We start from the raw sequence: 19287 nt of genomic DNA on the forward strand, positions 1-19287 counted from the left end.
GATTAGTTTGCCTCCAGGGTTTCAAATCGGGCACGTATAGCCTCACCGTGAGCAGGGAGCTGCTCGGCGTCGGCAAGTACAACTACGGTATCTGCAATTTCCTTTAATGCAGCCTCGTCATATTCGACCACATGTACGCTACGCAAAAAGGTATGTGTGGAAAGCCCCGAACTATAACGTGCAGAACCCGAGGTTGGCAGCACATGGTTTGAGCCTGCCGAATAATCCCCGAGTGGAACTGGGGCAAATGTACCAACAAAAATCGCGCCAGCATTGCGGATTTGTTGCGCAACCCCACGGGCGTCGGCGGTATGAATCTCCAGGTGCTCTGCGGCATATTCATTAACCACTCGGATTCCTGCATCCAAATCATCGACTAGGACTATGCCAGACTGTTGCCCAGTCAATGCTTCTTTGACTCGCTCAGAATTGCGAGTAATCGAATAGCGTTTTGCCACTTCGATATTGACCTCGCGAGCCAGCTCTGCAGAATCGGTTACCAGCACACTCGCCGCCATAACATCATGTTCCGCCTGACTAATAAGGTCATACGCAATATGAACCGGTTCCGCAGAACTATCGGCAAGAATTGCGATTTCCGTGGGGCCAGCCTCGGCATCAATCCCCACTACTCCCCGGCACAACCGCTTAGCAGCAGTGACGTAAATATTGCCCGGACCGGTAATCATATCCACCGGGGCAAGGTGTTCTTCCGAATCCTCATCACCATATGCCAAAAGTGCAATTGCCTGCGCACCCCCAACAGCCCAAACTTCAGAAACCCCTAATATTGCGCACGCAGCCAGAATTGTTGGATGCGGCCAACCGCCGAAATCTTGTTGCGGCGGCGATACCACTACAAGGCTTTCCACCCCCGCTTCCTGGGCAGGAACCACATTCATAATCACACTCGATGGATATACAGCATTGCCGCCTGGAACATAGAGGCCCACACGCGAAACCGGAATGAATTTCTCCACTACTGTGCCGCCTACCGTGACTTCGGTGGTATGGTCCAGTGGCTTTCCGGCAGCGTGGACTTTGCGAACCCGCTGAATGCTTTCTTCTAAGGCCTCTCGTACCTTTGGATCAAGATCCGCCAGTGCTTGCGAGATTACATTGGCCGGTACGCGAACCGAATGAGGGCGAATGTGATCGAATTGCTCGCCGTACGCTAATGCAGCATCTACACCATTGGCGATCACGGCATCCACAACTGGGCGCACTATAGGCAGCACCGCATCAATATCAGTGCCTCCTCGCGGCAATGTTCGACGTAACTCCCCGATTGATGGGGTGCGACCACGAAGGTCAATAACATTCAACAGAGACGACATAGGTTTCAAGCTCCCTAGCGGATGAAAATGTATGCGGGCAAACCAGTTTTCTCATTCTATGCATGAATGAAACCAAGATGGGCAGTTAGGTCCAGCACACCACTAACCGGCTTTTCCGCAATCGCGCCACTATAGCCGTCCGGCAAGAATACTGCACGCAATCTAGAATACGGTTATGGAAGTTCCCTCACTTCTCGATGTAGCAGCGGCGGCAACCAAACTTACACTCGGCCATTCAATAAGTGATGATCGAATTGTTTTTCCCTGGCCAGACCACCGCAGTATTGCCTATATTGGCACTGAAAGCGCAGACCATCTTGTCATGCTTTCAACTATGCGAAATCGGCTTGAATTTTCCCAAATTAATGAGGCCGCACGCCTTATCACAATGTGGAATGAAAAACGCATTGGCCCTACAGCATTTTTAGAAATAACCGATGATGCTGAAGTCATTTTAAAATTCCGCACATCCCTCCCCATTGAGGCCGGCGTAAACCATGAGCAACTCCAGGCCTTTCTTACTACCGCTTCGGAAACAGCAGTACTTGCCGTGCAGTATTTTTTAGCGGCTTTTCCGGATCTGGCATATGGCGGTTCTGAGGCAGAATTAGTACTACAGGACGAGCAAGCTTATTCGGAAAAGCTACCGGGAAAAGCGGTGGAGAAACCTGCTATTCCCGATGAAATTCCTGAAGAACAGCTCAGTATTGAGGAATCCATGGATCAGGATGATGACACACCCTACACCGTAACTTTAGAACGAGTTCGCGATGCACTGCGAAGTTTAGGGACTCCCCGAAATGACCTTAATGAACAGCGGCTTATTACCGCCTTTAATGAGGTTATTTACACGTTTTTTATCGATAATGGGCCGACATTACTAGTTCGCGGGTATTGGCTTCCCTCATTAGATCCGCGAAAAGACTTTATGCGTTTATTCCTCTTATGTAATGAGTGGAATGAATCCGCAGCAACAACAAAAGCATTTTGCCACACCGATAAAGATGGTCTACAAGTGCACGTAGAATACACCGTCCCCGTTGGCAAAGGGCTTTCGGAAAAACAACTCGTCCACGCAGTAGCGGTGTCTGTGCAAACAATTCTGAATGCCATCGACCGAATAAGCACAAATGCAACAGGCAAATCAGCGGTCGAATGGCCCGAATAATGCTTTTCGACGCCGCGTTCGCCTACCCTACAGGCTGTGGTTGCGGTTCCGGAACCGTACGGCTGACTGCAGCTGACCAATACGCCATACCCGCCATCACCGGGCCTATTCCAAAAGCTGCTGTCCCTGGGTAGCCGATGCCGCTTGTTAACGCTAATGCAGTGACTGTAGCGCAAAGCAATGCCCATAGCAGGCTTTTCCAGCCAACTCCCAGGTAATGAACCGCTCTCCCGCCGATTACCACTCCGAAAATAAAGTTCATGCCCACAAAAAGCAAAAACCTAGCAAATTCTGGGCTTTCACCCAATGGCGGAAGGATAACTAAGAGCAGGCCGCCAAGCACCCCGCACAACACAATAAGTGCGAGGAAACCAGTGGCGTTTTTACATACACGAGTAATCATCGTTGACCAAGATACGCCGAATCAACCACACCGTGTCGTGAGCACTTTGCATCCCAACCATCCGGACGCACCTGTACAACCATTCGACGGCCACAAATCTGGCAATATCTTGGCGCTTCCAACCCTGCGCGTGCAGATGGCGAAAGCTTAATCACAATGCCTTCTTCGATTCGCTGCCCAGTGTTTGGATGAAACACTGGTGGTTGTTCCGTAAGCATTGCGATCAGTAGTTCGTCGTTTTCCATTACACCGTTGCATTCAACGCTTTAATCGGCAACCGAAGCTTGCCCATCATTTCCAAATCTTGTTCTTGTGGACGCCCTAAGGTAGTGAGGTAATTACCAACGATAATGGCATTAATTCCACCAAGCAGACCTTGTTCAGCACCAAGATCACCAAGCGTAAGTTCTCGCCCACCAGCAAATCGAAGAATGGTCTTGGGGAGCGCTAAGCGAAATGCCCCAATGGCGCGCAGGGCGTCGGCAGTTTCCATTACTTCATAATCAGCAAATGGGGTACCTGGGCGCGGATCAAGAAAGTTCATTGGCACTTCATCAGGCTCGAGCGCTGCGAGGTCAGCAGCGAATTCAGCGCGTTGCTCGAGTGTCTCTCCCATGCCTAAAATACCGCCAGAGCAGACTTCCATGCCAGCTTCTTTCACCATACGCAGCGTCTCTCGACGAGTTTCCCAGGTATGGGTTGTCACCACATTTGGGAAAAACGAACGCGCTGTTTCCAGATTATGGTTATAGCGGTGCACTCCAGCAGCAGCAAGACGATCCACTTGTTCCTGAGTCAAAATACCGATTGAAGCAGCCACCTGAATATCTACTTCTGCTTGAATAGCAGCAACCGCTTTTTCCATTTGAGACATAAGATTCTCATCAGGTCCTTTTACGGCAGCAACAATACAGAATTCAGTAGCTCCAGACTTAGCGGTTTGCTTTGCGGCTTCGACAAGCCCGGGAATATCAAGCCACGCGGAACGCACTGGTGACTCAAATAAACCTGACTGTGAACAGAAGTGACAATCCTCAGGACAACCACCAGTTTTCAGGGAAATAATGCCTTCAACTTCAACTTCTTCACCGCACCATTTCAGACGAACCTCATGGGCCAGTGAAAGTAATTCCTCGAGTCGGCCATCGCCAAGCTCAAGCACTTGAAGCGTTTCTTGTTGATCGAGGCCTATACCACGACCTAATACTTTTTCCCGGGCAATTTCTAGAATATCCGGCGCCTTCTGGTGAGTCATGTGCGCGGCTCCTTAATCGCGTTCTGTGTTCTATGCCACGCATCAGAATACCCCGCAATGTGAACGATGTTCAACTTGCGGGGTACCGTAAACGACTTACCCTAGTTACACATTTTCCAAGTGCCGTCTTCTCGAAGCATCCGCATAGTGAATGTTTCTTGCTTACCTTCAGCGGTAGATGTCACGGTCGCCGAGGCAGTATCACCATCAACCTTAATATCTGTGACTGAATTCACCGTTGGGCGCTGATGAGGAGGAATCTCAGCATCAGGAATCTGGTTCAAATCCTGCGGACCCAAACCTCCTTGCGCCTCCAGCGCACGTCGGCAGGTGTTATCGATCATATAGCCGAAAAATTGGCGCGTTGTTGAAGGATTCGCCATTCCGTTCACCATTGCTTGAATGGCTGCGGCATCTTCAGGGCTTGCTGGAGAACCACCTTCAATAGGGGCGTGCTGCGGGATCTCCACATTCGTTGGAGGTGGTGCTTCAGCGCTTTCTGCAGGCTTAGGCTCTTCAGAATGCTCGGGCGAAGACTCCTCCGTTGAAGTTTCAGACTTACTCTCAGACGATGAAGACTTCGCAGCTACCGAACTCTTCGAGGTCGGCTTTGTGGAACTGGAGGGTTCGTCGCCGCCAAACAAGCCACATCCCGTCAGAATTAAAGGGAGAACCAGCGCAGATGCGGCTAACACCTGGCGGGTTCTAGTGAAAGATTGAACGGACAATTGGACTCCTGACTACGGGTTTTCCGGTTCAAGTACGACTAGCCTACCAAACCAACGGATTCGCACAATGCTTGCAACTCGGCGATTCTGCCTGAGTTCCCCCATAACCTTAACGATAGGACTACCATTAAAGCTTGTGCAGTTGACAAAAGACTCGATCATTAACGCCTCCATCGAAATCCTTGATGACTACGGTCTAGCCGATATGACAATGCGGCGTGTTGCAAAACGTTTATCAGTAGCACCCGGCGCACTCTATTGGCACATACCGAACAAACAAGCGCTTATCGCAGCTATAGCCGAGCGTATTATCGAACCGGCCGTATTCCACCATAACGATGAAAATCCGCCTGATTGGAAGGCGGCAGCGGCCACTACATGCCGTTCACTTCGGGGCGCAATGCAAGCACATAGGGATGGCGCGGAAGTTGTGATTGCCGCACTGAGTACTTCAGATTTAAGAGTGCGCTTAGAGCAACTCATAGTAGAAGCGTTAAGCGACGCGCCACTAACCGATATGGATCGACGTGACGGAGCTTTAGTCCTACTCTACTTTGTGACGGGCGCCACTTTAAGTGAGCAGACTGCAACACAATTGGCCGAGGCTACGGGCACTTCTGTAGATGCACCAGCAGACCGGGCAAGACTTTTTAGTTGCGGCGTGGATCTCATATTAGCGGGACTTGAGGCCAAAGGCAGTTAAGATGTTGGACCATGAGCCCTTCTTCTAATGACACCGTGTATCAAGTATGGCCAGGTAACGCATATCCCCTAGGCTCCACCTATGATGGTGCGGGCACAAACTTTGCATTGTTCTCGGACGTGGCAGATAAAGTTGAGCTCTGCCTTATCGATGAAGAAGATAATGAAACCCGCATTAACCTAGATGAAGTTGATGCACATATTTGGCACTGCTACCTACCAGGAGTACAGCCAGGGCAAAGATATGGCTATAGAGTTTATGGCCCATACGATCCAGCTAATGGGCACCGATGCGACCCAAATAAACTCTTAGTAGACCCTTACGCAAAAGCATTTGATGGCGAATTTGATGGCCATGCTTCCCTTTTTAGCTACGACATCACAGACCCACATGACCGTAGCAAGCGCAATACCGAAGATAGCTTGCACCACACAATGAAATCCGTGGTCATTAACCCATTTTTCGACTGGGCCTCCGATCGCGCACCAAAAATTCCATACCATGAAACGGTCATCTACGAAGCCCACGTCAAGGGAATGACTATGACGCACCCCGATGTGCCAGAAAAACTCCGTGGCACATATGCGGGGCTAGCGCACCCATCGATTATTTCGTATCTCAAAGATTTGGGCATCACTGCAATTGAGCTAATGCCCGTCCATCAGTTCCTTCAAGATGACAGACTTAGAGAACTCGGATTAAGAAATTATTGGGGATACAACACATTTGGGTTCTTCGCCCCCCACCAGGATTACGCTGCATCTACAAAACCCGGCGGTGCGGTTTCTGAATTTAAAGGTATGGTCAGGGCATTCCATGAAGCTGGCATCGAAGTGATTTTGGATGTTGTGTATAACCACACCGCTGAAGGCAATCACCTTGGCCCTACTATTGCATTCCGCGGAATTGATAATGCCGCCTACTACCGACTGGTAGACGGCGATAAAACCCATTACATGGATTACACAGGTACTGGCAATTCCCTCAATGTTCGCCACCCGCATTCCCTCCAGCTCATTATGGATTCGCTTCGGTACTGGGTAACGGAAATGCATGTCGATGGTTTCCGCTTTGACCTTGCATCCACATTGGCACGCGAATTGCATGACGTCGATCGCCTCTCGGCGTTTTTTGACCTTGTCCAACAAGATCCGGTTGTGAGCCAAGTTAAGCTTATTGCGGAACCGTGGGATATTGGTGAAGGCGGCTACCAGGTTGGTAATTTCCCACCCCAGTGGACTGAGTGGAATGGAAAATACCGCGATACTGTCCGCGATTTTTGGCGCGGTGAACATTCCACCCTCGGTGAATTTGCGTCCCGTCTCACTGGTTCGAGTGATCTTTATGGGAATAATGATCGGCGTCCAACGGCCTCAATTAACTTTGTGACCGCGCACGATGGTTTTACGCTTAATGATTTAGTGAGCTACAACCATAAGCATAATATGGCAAATGGTGAAGATAATCGTGATGGTGAAAGCCATAATCGCTCGTGGAATTGTGGTGTTGAGGGTGTCACCACCGATCCTGGAATTCTGCAATTACGTGCACAGCAGCGCCGTAATTTCTTAACCACACTTCTGCTTTCCCAAGGCACACCCATGATTGCTCATGGCGATGAAATGGGCCGTACCCAGGCTGGAAATAACAATGTGTATTGCCAGGATTCGGAATTAAGCTGGATCGACTGGGCGCAGGTCAAGGAATATGCAACCTTGCATGGTTTTACTAAGCGCTTATTGCGTATTCGCGCAAATCACCCAGTGTTCCGGCGTCGTCGTTTCTTTTCTGGCGGCCCGCTCGGTGATGAAGACCTCACGCAGCGGGATATTGCGTGGCTTGTTCCTTCCGGAAAGTTAATGACCCAAGGTGACTGGGATTTTCAATTCGGTAAATCACTTATGGTCTATATCAATGGAAATGCAATTACGGAATTGGACGAACGCGGCCAACGGATTACCGATGATTCGTTTATTATGTGCTTCAATGCCTACCACGAGTGCATTGAATTTACGCTTCCAGACGCCCGGTTTGGTCGCCGGTGGAAGCTCATTGTAGATACCACCGAAGAAACCGGTTACCCATTAACTGAGGAAATCATTGCCGCTGGCGGCACACTTGAGGTTCCCGCGCGTTCGACCATGCTGCTCAAACAGATTGAGCCCCCTGCAGAAAAGGAGGAAATCGCAAAGGACTCAGTCAAGCCAAAAGAAAAGCCGAAGGCCGTTAAAGATTCAAAAGATGAATATAACGATCCTGCTGACCGCTATAAGTAATCCCGCAAGACCTCGCCAAATGCATCGCGCACTTTACGAACGGCGGGGTCGATCGGATTTGCTGCTTCACTGGGGCGCGGCGGACGACGATCAGCTCGAACCTCTCGCTGACCGCTAACATTCACAACAAGGTCATCGTTTTCAACCGTTACGGGTGTTGAGTCGGGAAGACCGATGGCGTCGGCGGCGTCGATAAGCTTCCGCAACTCCCCAATGGTCAGTTCGTTTGCTCCAAATGTAATTTTCATGCAGCCCATTCTATAAGGAAAGGAACGCTCGTGATTCCTGCTCACGGCGCAACTATTACTGTTTCCCCAGCTCAAATATATATTCGCTATGCGCCATTATTGGCCGCACTCCACGGGCCAGGGACACAAATCCCGTTGCACAATGTCACAGGAGTCACCGTTCTAGCAACCCCCACCGCCACCGAATGCGGCCACGTGCTTCTCGACGGCGCGAACCACACCGTCACCTTCTCGCCCAACCAGCAACAACAACAGCAGCAATTTATAACCGCGATTCACACTGCACAAAAAGGCGAAACCGCACCCCTTATCCCTGGATTCGACTTTGTAGCAATCGACGTTGAAACAGCAAACGCCGACTGGGGCTCCATCTGCCAAGTAGGAATGGTCCGCGTAATCGATGGCAATATCCAAGCCACCGAATCATGGCTCTGCCAACCTCCCGCCACACTATCCGAATTCGACGAATTTAATATTGGCATCCACAACATCACCCCAAATGACGTAGCAAACCACCCCAATATCAGCGACAAAATCCCAGACATTACCGCCTTTATTGGCGACCTACCCGCCATTGCCCACAACGCACAATTCGACATGACCGCTATCCACCGGGCAAGCCAGGCAACCAACAACACACCCCCACAATTAAGCTTCGGTTGCACGCTCGCACTTGCCCGCCACAACTCCATAAACTTCGCCAGCCATAGCCTCCCGAGTGTCGCTCAAACCCTCCAAATCCCCCAACAAAACCACCACGACGCAGAAGACGACGCCCTTACCTGTGCGCAAATCGCCATCGCACTCGCCCAACTCGCTAACCACACCGGAGACTTTCAAACCTTCTTCCAAAACCAAGGCTTTACCCTCGGAGAACTCCAATCCGACCGCGTATATCCAGTCCTCCGAGCCACCCGAAGCACCACAATCAACCAAACCCAACCGAAACAACAAACTAAAAAACGGCCCGCCGCATGGGCAAAAGCTGCCACCCCAGACACCATTCCAACCCCCAACGAACAAGCCGATCCAACCAACCCGCTCTACCAACAAAACATCACGCTCACCGGTGAATTTGAACCCTACGATAAAGGCATGCTCTGGGACCGAATCGCTGACCTTGGAGCCACTATTGGCAAAAACGTCACAAAGAAAACAACCATTCTTATCTGCGGCCCCTGGGATACCAAAACCTCAAAACAGAAACGAGCCGAAGAACTTCAAGCAAAAGGCCAAAACATAGAAATATGGCAGGCCGACAAACTCTACGCACTCCTCGGACTCGACGCACTCCCCGGACTCGACGAAGAACCCCCCTTCTGACCCACGGAGCCGGGAAGTTGAGTCCTTTAATTGGTTGGGGTTGGGCTTGGACGTTCGTTTTTTGGGCTTGAGCTTGGGGTTGGGGTTGGGCTTGGGCTTGAGCACCGCTGTGACCTGTGTGACTGTTGTGATTTTTGTGATCACGCTTTCACAGATTCCATTTTTGGGCAGGGCTTTGCAGTACTTCGCGACAGGAAAATAGATTGCACACGTCCAGTGACCTGCGATTTGTTTGGAGCGTGTATAGATCCGGCTGGGCGCTGCTTGATCTTTTGGGCGCTGGTTGGTCTTTTTGGCCGCTGGTTGGGCGTGTTGTCACAGATTCCATTTTTAAAGGCGATTTTATGGAATCTGCGACACGATAGGTAGGGAACCTGTCACAGATTCCATTTTTTTCGCTGTTTTGATGGAATCTGCGACAAACCCCAGGTCAACAGTTGTGCGCAATGTTGCTTGCTGTCACAAATTCCATTTTTAAAGGCGATTTTATGGAATCTGCGACAGTAGGTATAAAAACATCACTAGTTCAATAAGGTGCGCCTATCAAACACCCGGGAATGCGGCTCGAAGGCTCGGGAAACCAGCTAATACCCCAGGAAACCAACTCAAACACCCGGGAAGCCCTGGATTTTCAGCCCACCAGCCCAAAATATCAGGCAGATCTAACACACCCCACCACCCAACAAGGCAGATTTACATCGCCCACCACAGGATCACCACATGACCAGGGGAAACACAGAATTCGCTCGCGTGCAATGTCAGATCTGCCTTTCCTAGCCCACAACACATGTCAAATCTGCCTGCCAATCGATCTCGATCCCAGAATTCCGCCCTTACCGGGAACCTTTTCATGCCCTAACACCGTCCAAAGAATCAAAAAGGGGTTTGCATGTTGCCTATTGGTCATCTTCAGTTGGATATCCGCTACGATTTCGAGCCTCCACTCCTCGATGACGCCGAATTTCCACAATGCTTGGCGTCGATTGCACTATCAGAAGATCTTCGCGCGGTGTTAATTTCCAATGGCCAGCCTTTGACTCAGGGCCAGGTAGTTTCGCTTGGCAGCAATGTGATTTCATTGTGGGATCTTGCCGGTGAAACCACCGCCCAGACACAAGTTCGAGTTCGTCCTCATTGTATTGACGGACTGGAATTAACCACGGATCAGGGTTCGGCAATCTCATGGCTTGCCCATCCGCATCCTTTTTGGTTATTGAACTCCCACCTCGAGGCTATATTAGGTGGCCGCGTAGTGTACTTTGCCCCAACAAGCAGGTTGTTAGTAGCTACTCGGGAAAGCAGTTTGGGTTTTCAGCAATTGTGCACTTGGGCAGCCTCGACCCATTCAAATGCTGGTTCAGAAAAGTTGTTTCCTTACGGTTTGGTATATCAAGGCGGTTTTCCTCAGTCATATACCAAGGAGGTTTCTTCCGCTCACTAATGTAAGGAACATGAATACCATTGATCAGAGGATTACAAAGCTGGACTCCCGTTATCGCGAATGGGTAAGCGAACACCCATATGCGGCTGTGGATTTCCGTGATGTGATTGAAGATTTATTGGTCGATTCGGGTATTACCTATGACCAGGTAACCGCCCGAGTAAAGGATTGGCGCTCATTAAGTACAAAGGCCCAAAAGACCACGCCGGAGGGGGCGCTTGCATACCCAGATCCTTGGCACGATATTCATGACATTGTTGGTGTTCGAATCACTACCTACCATTCCACTGAAATCCCCACGGTTGTTTCGGTGCTTCAGGATTCATTTCATGTGATTCGGTCAGTAGATAAGGCGGCTGAGACTCGCATTTCGGGTGGTTTTGGTTACGGTTCGCACCATGTCGTTGTTAAGGTGACCGATTCACAGGCTGAGTTAAGTTCATATCAGGGTTTTGTCTTTGAGGTGCAGATTCGGACGGTGCTACAACACGCGTGGGCGGAGTTTGAGCATGATATTCGGTACAAGGGTTCGGGGCCTTCACTTGATCCGCGCATTGATCGGGCCTTTACGCTGGCCGCTGGCCTTATTGAATTAGCCGATCAACAGTTCGATCAAATTGCGGCAATTCAGGATGAGTCGCCTACACAATCGGAGGATGTATCGCTTTCCGCGGAAACACTACCAGGAGTGCTTTCGGTACTTATTGGGCATCGCTTCGCCCGTTCAAAATCCGAGTCCTATCGCTGGCTGGAAGAGATTTTGTCTGCAAATGGTATTTCTACAGTTACCCAACTAAAAGAACTGCTTAATGAGAAAGACATTGCTTTAGTGGAAAAAGCTATGAAATACAGATTTAAGCCCGGCCATGTGCGAATCATTGATGATCTATTGTTGCGTCGCTTCGGCAAACTACATATTGCGCGCACCACAAAAGGCCGCCGAGGAATATCGCGCGCAACCCGTCTTAAAGATAGGTTAGTAACTATGCGTTTAAGTGAGCATTAGCGCTATGCTTATTATGTCAACGGTTATAAAAATGAGGAGTTTGTATATGGGTTTAACCCCTCTATCTTTAGATTTCATCCACGTGTGGGCGCTTTCTATAGCGGATTTTTTCCGGCCGCTAGGAATTAACTTCCCACCACCACATTGGGGTACTTTCGGGTCCCGTTAATATCGTTTAATTTCTTCGACCTTGGAGCCGGTCGATCTCACGGCGATCGCGTTTTGTGGGACGGCCGGCTCCTCTGTCTCTTCGGGGCATAGATGCTATTAGTTCTTTCGGGGGTGGCGGGGGCGAATGGTCGATATAGCAGGTTCGCGCAATGGCCGCACCGACACGCTTTCGGATTGTTTCTACGACTTCAACCTCGTACTGGCGGTGGTCTACCCACACCCGAACTCGGTCCCCCGGCACGACTGTTTGGGAAGGCTTTACCGACGTTCCATTGAGTTTAACGTGCCCTGCTTTGCAGGCATCAGCGGCTTGGGTACGGGTTTTTGTTAGGCGGACTGCCCAGACCCAAGCGTCGATACGAACCCCCGTCATTTATTGGTTGTCCTTATAGTTTACGATGCGTTGCACCCTCCGATACGAGGAAAAACCACCAACTACCGCGATTATCAATCCAAGGATAAGGAAGAAACTCGATCCGGTTAAAAATGCAAGCGCTGCCCCGCCAATCACACCTCCTGATACGGCAATCACGCCATTTTTTGCGTGACGACGCACCGCCTGCTTACGGAGCTCAATTGGGTTACGGGGATACGGTTGCATAGTCATAGCACCCCATTCTAGACAGGATTTTCTACCCACTGGTGTCCGGCTTTGTTTATCTGGGTAGCACCTTGTGTCAGGGTGGCTATTGCCGCTGAAAGTTCCTCGTCAGTGCCTGGTGGCACCGCAATGGTAAGGGTGACTTTTGTGCCGTAAGTGGTGTCCACGACGTCGAAACGCCGTGCCCTGAGTTCGGCTTCAATGCGGCCTGCAATATCGTGCCCTAGTTCCACGGTGTAAAGCTCGCGGAACTCCCGGACAACACTTTGCACGTGCGGTAGGCACTGGGCAACGGCGTCGGAGTAGGCGCGAACCAACCCACCGGTACCGAGTTTGACACCACCGAAATAACGTACGACAACAGCCGCGATATCGAGCATGTCGCAGCCGCGAAGGACATCGAGCATGGGCTGACCAGCAGTGCCCGAGGGTTCCCCATCGTCACTGGATCGTTCGACCGCATTTGCGCCTTCAACATGGTAAATAAAGGCACTGCAATGATGGCGCGCATCTGGAAACTGGTGTTTTATTTCCGCAATAAATGCGCGTGCCTGTTCTTCATTTTGCACACGCCGAATAAACGTAAGGAATCGGGAGCGTTTAATTTCCAGTTCGTGGCTAAAAGTAAGCTCGGCGGCAGGCATGCGGTACATATTCACTAGCTTAAGCTAGGAGTTATGCAACGTTTTTCTGTTTGGGCACCGTACGCAAAAACCCTCGAACTGGTTATTGACGGCACAACTTACCCCATGACACGCGATCAGGAAATTTGGAGTAGTGATATCACTCCGGTTCCTGGAATGCGCTACGGGTATCGCATTAATGGAACACTAGTTCCGGATCCGTGTTCGGAAAGCCAACCAAATGGCGTTCATGGCCTTAGCCAGGTAATCGAATCGGAGTTTCAGTGGCAATATGCTTGGGAAGGGCAGCAACGAAGCCTTATTTATGAACTCCATGTAGGTACTTTTGGTGGCGATTTCCGCGGCGTCGAAAAGCGGCTACCGTATTTGCAGAATTTAGGGGTCGGCGCTATCGAACTCATGCCCGTGCAACCGTTTGCCGGCGACCGAAATTGGGGCTACGACGGGGTGTTTTGGCATGCTGTGCAGGAATCATATGGTGGGGCGTTGGGCCTCAAAAAGCTTGTCGACGCCGCGCACGGCCACGGTATTGCTGTCTACCTCGATCTGGTCTATAACCATTTTGGGCCGGAAGGAAATTACACCAATCTTTTTGGCCCATACACTGTGCCTCATGCAACTGCATGGGGTGATGCAATTAACCTCACGAATCCTTATGTACGCCAAAGCATTTGTGATGCAGCCTACCGCTGGCTTACCGAATTCCATATCGATGGCTTCCGTTTAGATGCCACCCACACATACATCGATATCACGCTCTTAGATGACCTGGCGGAAATTGCACGAGAGGTCTCAAACAACACCGGAATTCCCCGCACCCTAATCGCCGAAGACTTACGCGATAGCCCTGATATCACCGACAAACATGGTATTCACCTACAGTGGAACGACACGATCCACCATTGCATTCATAACCTAATAACCGGCGAAAACCATGCATACTACAAAGGCTATGGCAGTATCCCGAAACTCGTAGCAGCGATTAACCACCGATACCCCAGCGTTATCTACACAACCACCCATGATCAAGTAGGTAACCGCCCACAAGGCGACCGACCAAGCCAAAACCTAAGCCCTGAACAACAAATACTCAAGGCAGCAATCATCTGTGCTATTCCCTCAACGATAATGCTTTTTATGGGTGAAGAATACGGCGCCCAAACCCCATTTCCGTTTTTCTGCTCGCATACCGATCCAGAACTTCAGCAAGCAACGCGGAAAGGCCGCAAAGAACTTTTCAAATATATGGGGCTAGATGCCCCCACGCTCGACCCCACCGACACAGCCACCTTTGAAGCAGCAAAACTTGACTGGAACATCAACCACAATATTTTTGCCGCATACCAACGGCTTTTGAAACTACATACCGAAGCCCAGGAACCAGTTCGAGCTGTAGGCGGCAAAGGGTGGATTGCAATCCTTGGAAATACACCACTTATAGCGAATCTTTCTGCGAACACAATCACCCTACCTTTTGGCGGATCACTGGCCTATAGCTTTGGCAACCCAGTGATAGAAGAAACAAGCATTACTTTAAATCCGTGGGAATTTGCCTTTTGTAAAAACCTAGACCTTCGCGGGTAGATCTTCGCTTATCGTTTCAGTGCGCGGCAAGAACTTAGCCACGCACAGCGCCATACCAATACCTGTAACAAGCGCCACCGCAGAAGACGCGACAACGCCATTTCGGAATGCAGCGTCAGCCAAAGCAATAAGCTGATCATCTCCCGTTAGATGCGCTGCTGATAATGAATCTGCAATATGTTCTGGTACGCCCGCTCCATATACCGCCATAAGAATGGAACCTAAAATTGCGGTACCAAATGCACCACCTAATTCATACCCAGTCTCGGATATTGAGGCAGCAGAACCTGCTCGATCTGGTGGTGCCGCAGCAAGAATATAGTCATTGGAAACTGGGTCAATCATGCCAACCCCAATGCCAAACACCGAGAAACCAATTGCTAGCCACATGCCGGAATTGCTAAATACGCCATAGGCATCGAGGCCCAAAATGCAACTGCCAATTGCGGTAATAACTAATGCGGCAGCCAATAGTGTTCGCGGCGAATGCCAAGCCATAATATGCCCTGTGACTAGCGATGCAATCATAGCGAATACCAAGCCGGGCACCATCAATAAACCGGCAACAATAACTGAATAGCCCAAAACTACTTGCAGATATTGGCTGAGGTAAAACAGCACACCAATATACAAAAACATGGAAATACCATTGACTAAAACCACTGTTGCATATGTGGAATTTGAAAGCAGCTGAATATCAATCAATGGATGCGCTGCTTTCCGCAAATGACGAACCAACAGCAAAATAGCAACGGCAGCAACTCCGGCAAGGGCGATTGCATGTAGCTTTGGCCCTTCTACCGGAATCACTTTCACTGCATAGACAAGTGAAAATAGGGAAATAATGCTTAATATGGCACCGGTAATATCAAATGGTTGCGGATTCGAAGATACGGAACTAGGCAATAGCCACGCTCCACCCAGCACTAATATGGCGACCAAAGGAACATTAATAAAAAAGACCGAACCCCAACTGAAATATTGTAAAAGTACGCCACCGATTAGCGGGCCGGCTGCCGCACCAACAGAATATACAGCAACCCAAATAGAAACCGCTTTTGCCCGTTCCTTCGGATCCTGGAACATTGCCCGAATTAAGGAAAGCGTTGATGGCATAAGGGTCGCCCCAGCCGCACCTTGCAATGCACGACCAATAATAAGCATTTCAGGGGTGGTGGATAATCCAGCAATAATTGAGGCGATCCCAAAGAATACTGCCCCAAAAAGCAATACGCGGCGGCGTCCAATACGGTCGCCTAATGTACCCATGGTGATGAGTAATGAGGCAAGCACAAACGCATATACATCTACAATCCAAAGGGTTTGTGTTGCCGAGGGATTTAAAGAAGCTGTAATTGTAGGAATTGCGAAATTTAAAACCGTAGTATCAATTGCGAGAATGCCAACTGCGATGGACAGGACAACAAGGCCCCACCATCGCTGTGGATATGAGGTTATTTGCTTTTGAGTCATTTACACTAAGAAATCGTATTCTGGGGTTCCGGGTTTTAATTGCTGGGTATGAATCCGTGACGTGGCCATGCGCTCTAATAGCGGATCTAAATCACTAGCGCTACCAAGTTGCAAGCCAACAAGCGCCGTTCCAGTTTCACGGTTATTTCGCTTTAAGTATTCGAATCGTGTGATGTCATCATTTGGGCCAAGTACTTCTGAAAGAAAATGCTTAAGCTGACCAGGTTCTTGAGGAAAATCTACTAGGAAATAGTGTTTTAATCCGCGGTGCACAAGTGAGCGCTCCACAATCTCTGCATACCGTAAAACATCATTGTTTCCCCCAGATATGATACACACAACCACATCGCCCTTGCGAAGCTTCATCTCCTTTAATCCCGCAACCGACAATGCGCCAGCTGGTTCGGCAACAATGCCCTCGGATTGATAAAGCTCTAGCATTTCAGTACATACGGCGCCTTCACTAACACCAAGCATATGGAGCCGTGAACGGTTCGCATCAACAATGCGATAGTTGACCTCACCAATGCGCTTCACAGCAGCACCATCTACAAATGGGTCAATGTGTTCTAGGGTTACTGGGCCATCATTATCAAGCGCAGCCTGCATTGATGCCGCAGATGTGGGTTCAACACCAACCACCGCAGTATGGGGTGCCATATCAGCCAAATAACTCAAGACTCCGGCGATTAAACCACCCCCGCCAACTGGCACAATAATGGTGTCAGCGTTTTTTCCAAGGGCAGAAAGCTGCGAAAGTATTTCTGCCGCAACAGTACCTTGGCCGACGACCGTATCCCGCGCATCGAAGGGCTCCACTACGGTTGCGCCAGTACGGGCGGCGTCGTCACGCGCGGCAGCAGCTGCTTCATCAAAACTATTGCCGGTAACAACAACATCAATGAATTCGCCACCATGTACCCGAATTCGGTCAAGTTTTTGCTTTGGTGTTTGGTTTGGAACGTAGATCCGCCCCTGGATTCCTAAAGTTCGGCATACATAGGCTACACCTTGCGCATGATTACCTGCCGACGCCGCGACAATACCCGCCGCACGTTGCTCATCGGTTAACTGCGCAACATTGTTATAGGCTCCACGGATTTTATAGGAACGGACGTCCTGTAGATCTTCTCGCTTAAGATAAACCTGAGCGCCAGTTTCTTCCGAAAGACGAGGACAATACTGCAAAGGTGTTGGAGCGATCACAGCAGAAATTCGCGCCTGCGCCATTTGAATATCTGCAGCTCGAACTGGCTCCAGATCATTAGAAAGGGCGGGAACTGCAACTGCATGATCGGTCATGAATGCACATTCTAGCCCTTAGGAACCAAAGCTCATATATGAGCATTGCCCCTTAGGACAGCCAGGTTCAGGAAACGTCACACTATTTTCTCCCGAAACCCCAAAAAACCAGCTAAATTGTGCACTTTGAGATTGCCGCCGAAAGTTAGACTGGTTTTTCGTTCTATGGTGTTTTTGGAGTGTGGCTGGGTTGTGGTTACGTTGGGGCGGGGTTGTGGGCTGGGTTGTGGTTACGTTGGGGCGGGGTTGTGGGCGGGGTTACGCCGGGCTTTGCCAGGGTTGCGCCGGGCCTTGCCTGGGTTGCAAAAGGCAGATTTGTGTTGTGGGCTTTTGGTTTGGGGGTGTGAGCTGGGAAAATGCGGTGGTGGGTTGTGGGTGATGTGAAATCTGCCTGATTTTGGGGTGTGGGGTGTCAGATCTGCCTGATATTTTGGGCTGGTGGGCTGAAAATCCAGGGCTTCCCGGGGGCTTGATAGGCCTACCCTATCGAACTGGTGATGTTTTCATCCCAAGTGTCGCAGATTCCATAAAATCCGCCGAAAAAATGGAATCTGTGACAACACGCCCAACCCGCCCCAAAAAGTCAGCCAAAGAGCCCAAAAGCCGGAAGTGTCCCAATTGCCTGTTGGGAATAACCCACCCTGAAGTGGGTAGATTTTGCAAAATCTAAGTTTTGTAAAGATTATTCTTAGGTAAATTTTATTCCAATGAAAGGTGAGGTGCTATGGCCAATACTTTTCCCTACACCGGGGGAGGTCCCAACGCTGGTAAGCCTTCATCCACAGGAAAAACAATCGGCATTGGTTGCGCCGCATTCTTCCTGCTATTCACACTTATGGTCGGCTGTGTAGGCGTGGTAGCAAATGGAAGCTCAAAACCCACCACTGCTTCTGCTACTAAAACGGTTACCACGACAATGACGACAGTGAAGACATCGACGAAAACCAAAACCGTAACTTCCACAGCGTCCCCCACAACTGAGCCAAGTGAACCGGTAAAAGAAGTTGAACCAGTGTCCTCCCAAACGGAAGACGACAATGACCGAAACCAGATTCACGGTTTCGTGGCCCCTCCACCTGCGCCAGCCCCTCCACCTGCGCCAGCCCCAGCACCAGCACCAGCACCCGCACCAGCACCAGCACCCGACGTGTACTACCAAAACTGTGATGCTGTACGAGCTGCAGGAGCCGCACCGTTGTACGCTGGACAACCGGGATACCGCAGTGGTCTGGACGGAGATAATGATGGCGTAGCTTGCGAAAAGAAGCGCTAAATTAAAAATCACAGCCTTGCCCGACTTCACTGCAACCAGAATCAGTTACGGTCGCGCCTTTCGCTCGTGGAATTCCTGGTATCGCTTATGACCGTTAAACCTTCACCTTGGGAATGCTTCCTGATTTTGGCAAAGTAGAAAAGCAATGAGCTCCCAATGGAAAAACAACCAAGCACTACGCTAAAGGGTTTTTCATTTCCCTTGGGATGTTTGCACTAACTACCGTTGTGGTTTTTGGTTAGGTGGCAAACCGAGATCTCTGGTTTATCATTGCCTCTGCTGCCGTATTTTCGGTGGCTAGCGGATTTTGGCGAACCTACCGGAAATCTTCATCATTTCGCTCACCACTCC

At 50.1% G+C, this 19287-nt stretch carries 19 protein-coding genes; 8 read left to right on the forward strand and 11 right to left on the reverse strand.

Annotated features, from left to right (window positions below; translation table 11 throughout):
- Positions 1-2 precede the first annotated feature (2 nt).
- Positions 3-1328, reverse strand: coding sequence for a histidinol dehydrogenase (hisD, locus tag CFREI_RS08835; RefSeq protein ID WP_027011962.1), 1326 nt, complete (start codon positions 1326-1328; stop codon positions 3-5).
- A 184-nt stretch (positions 1329-1512) separates the two neighbouring features.
- On the opposite strand from hisD, the gene CFREI_RS08840 reads away from it, so the two are divergent.
- Complete coding sequence (locus tag CFREI_RS08840) at positions 1513-2505, forward strand: YbjN domain-containing protein (protein ID WP_051255807.1); 993 nt, start codon at positions 1513-1515, stop codon at positions 2503-2505.
- Between the two features lie 22 nt (positions 2506-2527).
- Here the strand turns inward: CFREI_RS08840 and CFREI_RS08845 are convergent, their stop codons facing one another.
- The 4 genes from CFREI_RS08845 to CFREI_RS08860 all read right to left on the reverse strand — a co-directional run bounded on the left by CFREI_RS08845 (position 2528) and on the right by CFREI_RS08860 (position 4858).
- The gene (locus CFREI_RS08845) at positions 2528-2908 is read right to left on the reverse strand and encodes a hypothetical protein (protein WP_027011961.1); all 381 of its coding nucleotides are present in this window, start codon (positions 2906-2908) and stop codon (positions 2528-2530) included.
- Positions 2905-3153: a biotin synthase auxiliary protein BsaP gene (gene bsaP / locus CFREI_RS08850; RefSeq protein ID WP_027011960.1), complete on the reverse strand. Its 249-nt coding sequence runs from the start codon at positions 3151-3153 to the stop codon at positions 2905-2907. Before bsaP ends, CFREI_RS08845 begins: the two co-directional genes overlap by 4 nt.
- Positions 3153-4163, reverse strand: a complete 1011-nt coding sequence (gene bioB, locus CFREI_RS08855; RefSeq protein ID WP_027011959.1) for a biotin synthase BioB — start codon at positions 4161-4163, stop codon at positions 3153-3155. Before bioB ends, bsaP begins: the two co-directional genes overlap by 1 nt.
- A gap of 101 nt (positions 4164-4264) precedes the next feature.
- Positions 4265-4858, reverse strand: coding sequence for an Rv0361 family membrane protein (locus tag CFREI_RS08860; RefSeq protein ID WP_156907700.1), 594 nt, complete (start codon positions 4856-4858; stop codon positions 4265-4267).
- Positions 4859-5027: 169 nt separating this feature from the next.
- Between CFREI_RS08860 and CFREI_RS08865 the strand changes: the two genes are divergently transcribed.
- Positions 5028-5594 (forward strand): TetR/AcrR family transcriptional regulator C-terminal domain-containing protein, encoded by a 567-nt coding sequence (locus CFREI_RS08865; RefSeq protein WP_027011957.1) that lies wholly within the window; start codon positions 5028-5030, stop codon positions 5592-5594.
- Positions 5595-5605: 11 nt separating this feature from the next.
- Complete coding sequence (gene glgX / locus CFREI_RS08870) at positions 5606-7870, forward strand: glycogen debranching protein GlgX (RefSeq protein ID WP_084170652.1); 2265 nt, start codon at positions 5606-5608, stop codon at positions 7868-7870.
- On the opposite strand, the gene CFREI_RS08875 is transcribed toward glgX, so the two are convergent.
- Positions 7861-8118 (reverse strand): hypothetical protein, encoded by a 258-nt coding sequence (locus CFREI_RS08875; protein WP_027011956.1) that lies wholly within the window; start codon positions 8116-8118, stop codon positions 7861-7863. The genes glgX and CFREI_RS08875 overlap by 10 nt on opposite strands.
- 30 nt (positions 8119-8148) lie before the next feature.
- Between CFREI_RS08875 and CFREI_RS08880 the strand changes: the two genes are divergently transcribed.
- From CFREI_RS08880 to CFREI_RS08890, 3 genes are all read left to right on the forward strand, one after another.
- Complete coding sequence (locus CFREI_RS08880) at positions 8149-9441, forward strand: exonuclease domain-containing protein (protein ID WP_027011955.1); 1293 nt, start codon at positions 8149-8151, stop codon at positions 9439-9441.
- A gap of 889 nt (positions 9442-10330) precedes the next feature.
- A complete protein-coding gene (locus tag CFREI_RS08885) occupies positions 10331-10882 on the forward strand; it encodes a hypothetical protein (RefSeq protein ID WP_027011953.1) in 552 nt (183 codons plus the stop codon).
- A gap of 10 nt (positions 10883-10892) precedes the next feature.
- Positions 10893-11888, forward strand: a complete 996-nt coding sequence (locus CFREI_RS08890) for a GTP pyrophosphokinase (protein ID WP_027011952.1) — start codon at positions 10893-10895, stop codon at positions 11886-11888.
- A 175-nt stretch (positions 11889-12063) separates the two neighbouring features.
- Here the strand turns inward: CFREI_RS08890 and CFREI_RS08895 are convergent, their stop codons facing one another.
- From CFREI_RS08895 to CFREI_RS08905, 3 genes are read right to left on the reverse strand one after another with little or no spacing between them, the layout of a single operon-like run.
- Positions 12064-12432 (reverse strand): RNA-binding S4 domain-containing protein, encoded by a 369-nt coding sequence (locus CFREI_RS08895; protein ID WP_027011951.1) that lies wholly within the window; start codon positions 12430-12432, stop codon positions 12064-12066.
- Positions 12433-12666 carry a hypothetical protein gene (locus CFREI_RS08900; protein ID WP_027011950.1) on the reverse strand — a complete coding sequence of 78 codons (234 nt, stop codon included), beginning with the start codon at positions 12664-12666 and terminating at the stop codon, positions 12433-12435. It abuts the gene before it with no gap.
- Between the two features lie 11 nt (positions 12667-12677).
- The gene (locus tag CFREI_RS08905; RefSeq protein WP_027011949.1) at positions 12678-13313 is read right to left on the reverse strand and encodes a YigZ family protein; all 636 of its coding nucleotides are present in this window, start codon (positions 13311-13313) and stop codon (positions 12678-12680) included.
- Between the two features lie 24 nt (positions 13314-13337).
- On the opposite strand from CFREI_RS08905, the gene CFREI_RS08910 reads away from it, so the two are divergent.
- The gene (locus CFREI_RS08910) at positions 13338-14888 is read left to right on the forward strand and encodes an alpha-amylase family glycosyl hydrolase (RefSeq protein ID WP_027011948.1); all 1551 of its coding nucleotides are present in this window, start codon (positions 13338-13340) and stop codon (positions 14886-14888) included.
- On the opposite strand, the gene CFREI_RS08915 is transcribed toward CFREI_RS08910, so the two are convergent.
- Both CFREI_RS08915 and ilvA read right to left on the reverse strand, forming a co-directional pair.
- Positions 14871-16361, reverse strand: coding sequence for an MFS transporter (locus CFREI_RS08915; protein WP_051255805.1), 1491 nt, complete (start codon positions 16359-16361; stop codon positions 14871-14873). The two genes, CFREI_RS08910 and CFREI_RS08915, sit on opposite strands and share 18 nt — an antisense overlap.
- The gene (gene ilvA, locus CFREI_RS08920) at positions 16362-17663 is read right to left on the reverse strand and encodes a threonine ammonia-lyase IlvA (protein WP_027011947.1); all 1302 of its coding nucleotides are present in this window, start codon (positions 17661-17663) and stop codon (positions 16362-16364) included.
- Positions 17664-18387: 724 nt separating this feature from the next.
- Between ilvA and CFREI_RS08925 the strand changes: the two genes are divergently transcribed.
- Positions 18388-18936 (forward strand): excalibur calcium-binding domain-containing protein, encoded by a 549-nt coding sequence (locus CFREI_RS08925; RefSeq protein ID WP_084170651.1) that lies wholly within the window; start codon positions 18388-18390, stop codon positions 18934-18936.
- Positions 18937-19287: the final 351 nt, after the last annotated feature.

Origin of the sequence: Corynebacterium freiburgense (genome assembly GCF_030408815.1) — a bacterium.
GTDB classification, from domain to species: domain Bacteria; phylum Actinomycetota; class Actinomycetes; order Mycobacteriales; family Mycobacteriaceae; genus Corynebacterium; species Corynebacterium freiburgense.

What these genes read in the sequence shown, in the direction of transcription:
- CFREI_RS08840 (WP_051255807.1), top strand. Translation starts at nt 1,513, where the DNA reads ATGGAAGTTCCCTCACTTCTCGATGTAGCAGCGGCGGCAACCAAACTT.
- CFREI_RS08845 (WP_027011961.1), bottom strand. Translation starts at nt 2,908, where the DNA reads ATGATTACTCGTGTATGTAAAAACGCCACTGGTTTCCTCGCACTTATT.
- bsaP (WP_027011960.1), bottom strand. Translation starts at nt 3,153, where the DNA reads ATGGAAAACGACGAACTACTGATCGCAATGCTTACGGAACAACCACCA.
- bioB (WP_027011959.1), bottom strand. Translation starts at nt 4,163, where the DNA reads ATGACTCACCAGAAGGCGCCGGATATTCTAGAAATTGCCCGGGAAAAA.
- glgX (WP_084170652.1), top strand. Translation starts at nt 5,606, where the DNA reads ATGAGCCCTTCTTCTAATGACACCGTGTATCAAGTATGGCCAGGTAAC.
- CFREI_RS08875 (WP_027011956.1), bottom strand. Translation starts at nt 8,118, where the DNA reads ATGAAAATTACATTTGGAGCAAACGAACTGACCATTGGGGAGTTGCGG.
- CFREI_RS08885 (WP_027011953.1), top strand. Translation starts at nt 10,331, where the DNA reads ATGTTGCCTATTGGTCATCTTCAGTTGGATATCCGCTACGATTTCGAG.
- CFREI_RS08890 (WP_027011952.1), top strand. Translation starts at nt 10,893, where the DNA reads ATGAATACCATTGATCAGAGGATTACAAAGCTGGACTCCCGTTATCGC.
- CFREI_RS08895 (WP_027011951.1), bottom strand. Translation starts at nt 12,432, where the DNA reads ATGACGGGGGTTCGTATCGACGCTTGGGTCTGGGCAGTCCGCCTAACA.
- CFREI_RS08900 (WP_027011950.1), bottom strand. Translation starts at nt 12,666, where the DNA reads ATGACTATGCAACCGTATCCCCGTAACCCAATTGAGCTCCGTAAGCAG.
- CFREI_RS08905 (WP_027011949.1), bottom strand. Translation starts at nt 13,313, where the DNA reads ATGTACCGCATGCCTGCCGCCGAGCTTACTTTTAGCCACGAACTGGAA.
- CFREI_RS08910 (WP_027011948.1), top strand. Translation starts at nt 13,338, where the DNA reads ATGCAACGTTTTTCTGTTTGGGCACCGTACGCAAAAACCCTCGAACTG.
- CFREI_RS08915 (WP_051255805.1), bottom strand. Translation starts at nt 16,361, where the DNA reads ATGACTCAAAAGCAAATAACCTCATATCCACAGCGATGGTGGGGCCTT.
- ilvA (WP_027011947.1), bottom strand. Translation starts at nt 17,663, where the DNA reads ATGACCGATCATGCAGTTGCAGTTCCCGCCCTTTCTAATGATCTGGAG.
- CFREI_RS08925 (WP_084170651.1), top strand. Translation starts at nt 18,388, where the DNA reads ATGGCCAATACTTTTCCCTACACCGGGGGAGGTCCCAACGCTGGTAAG.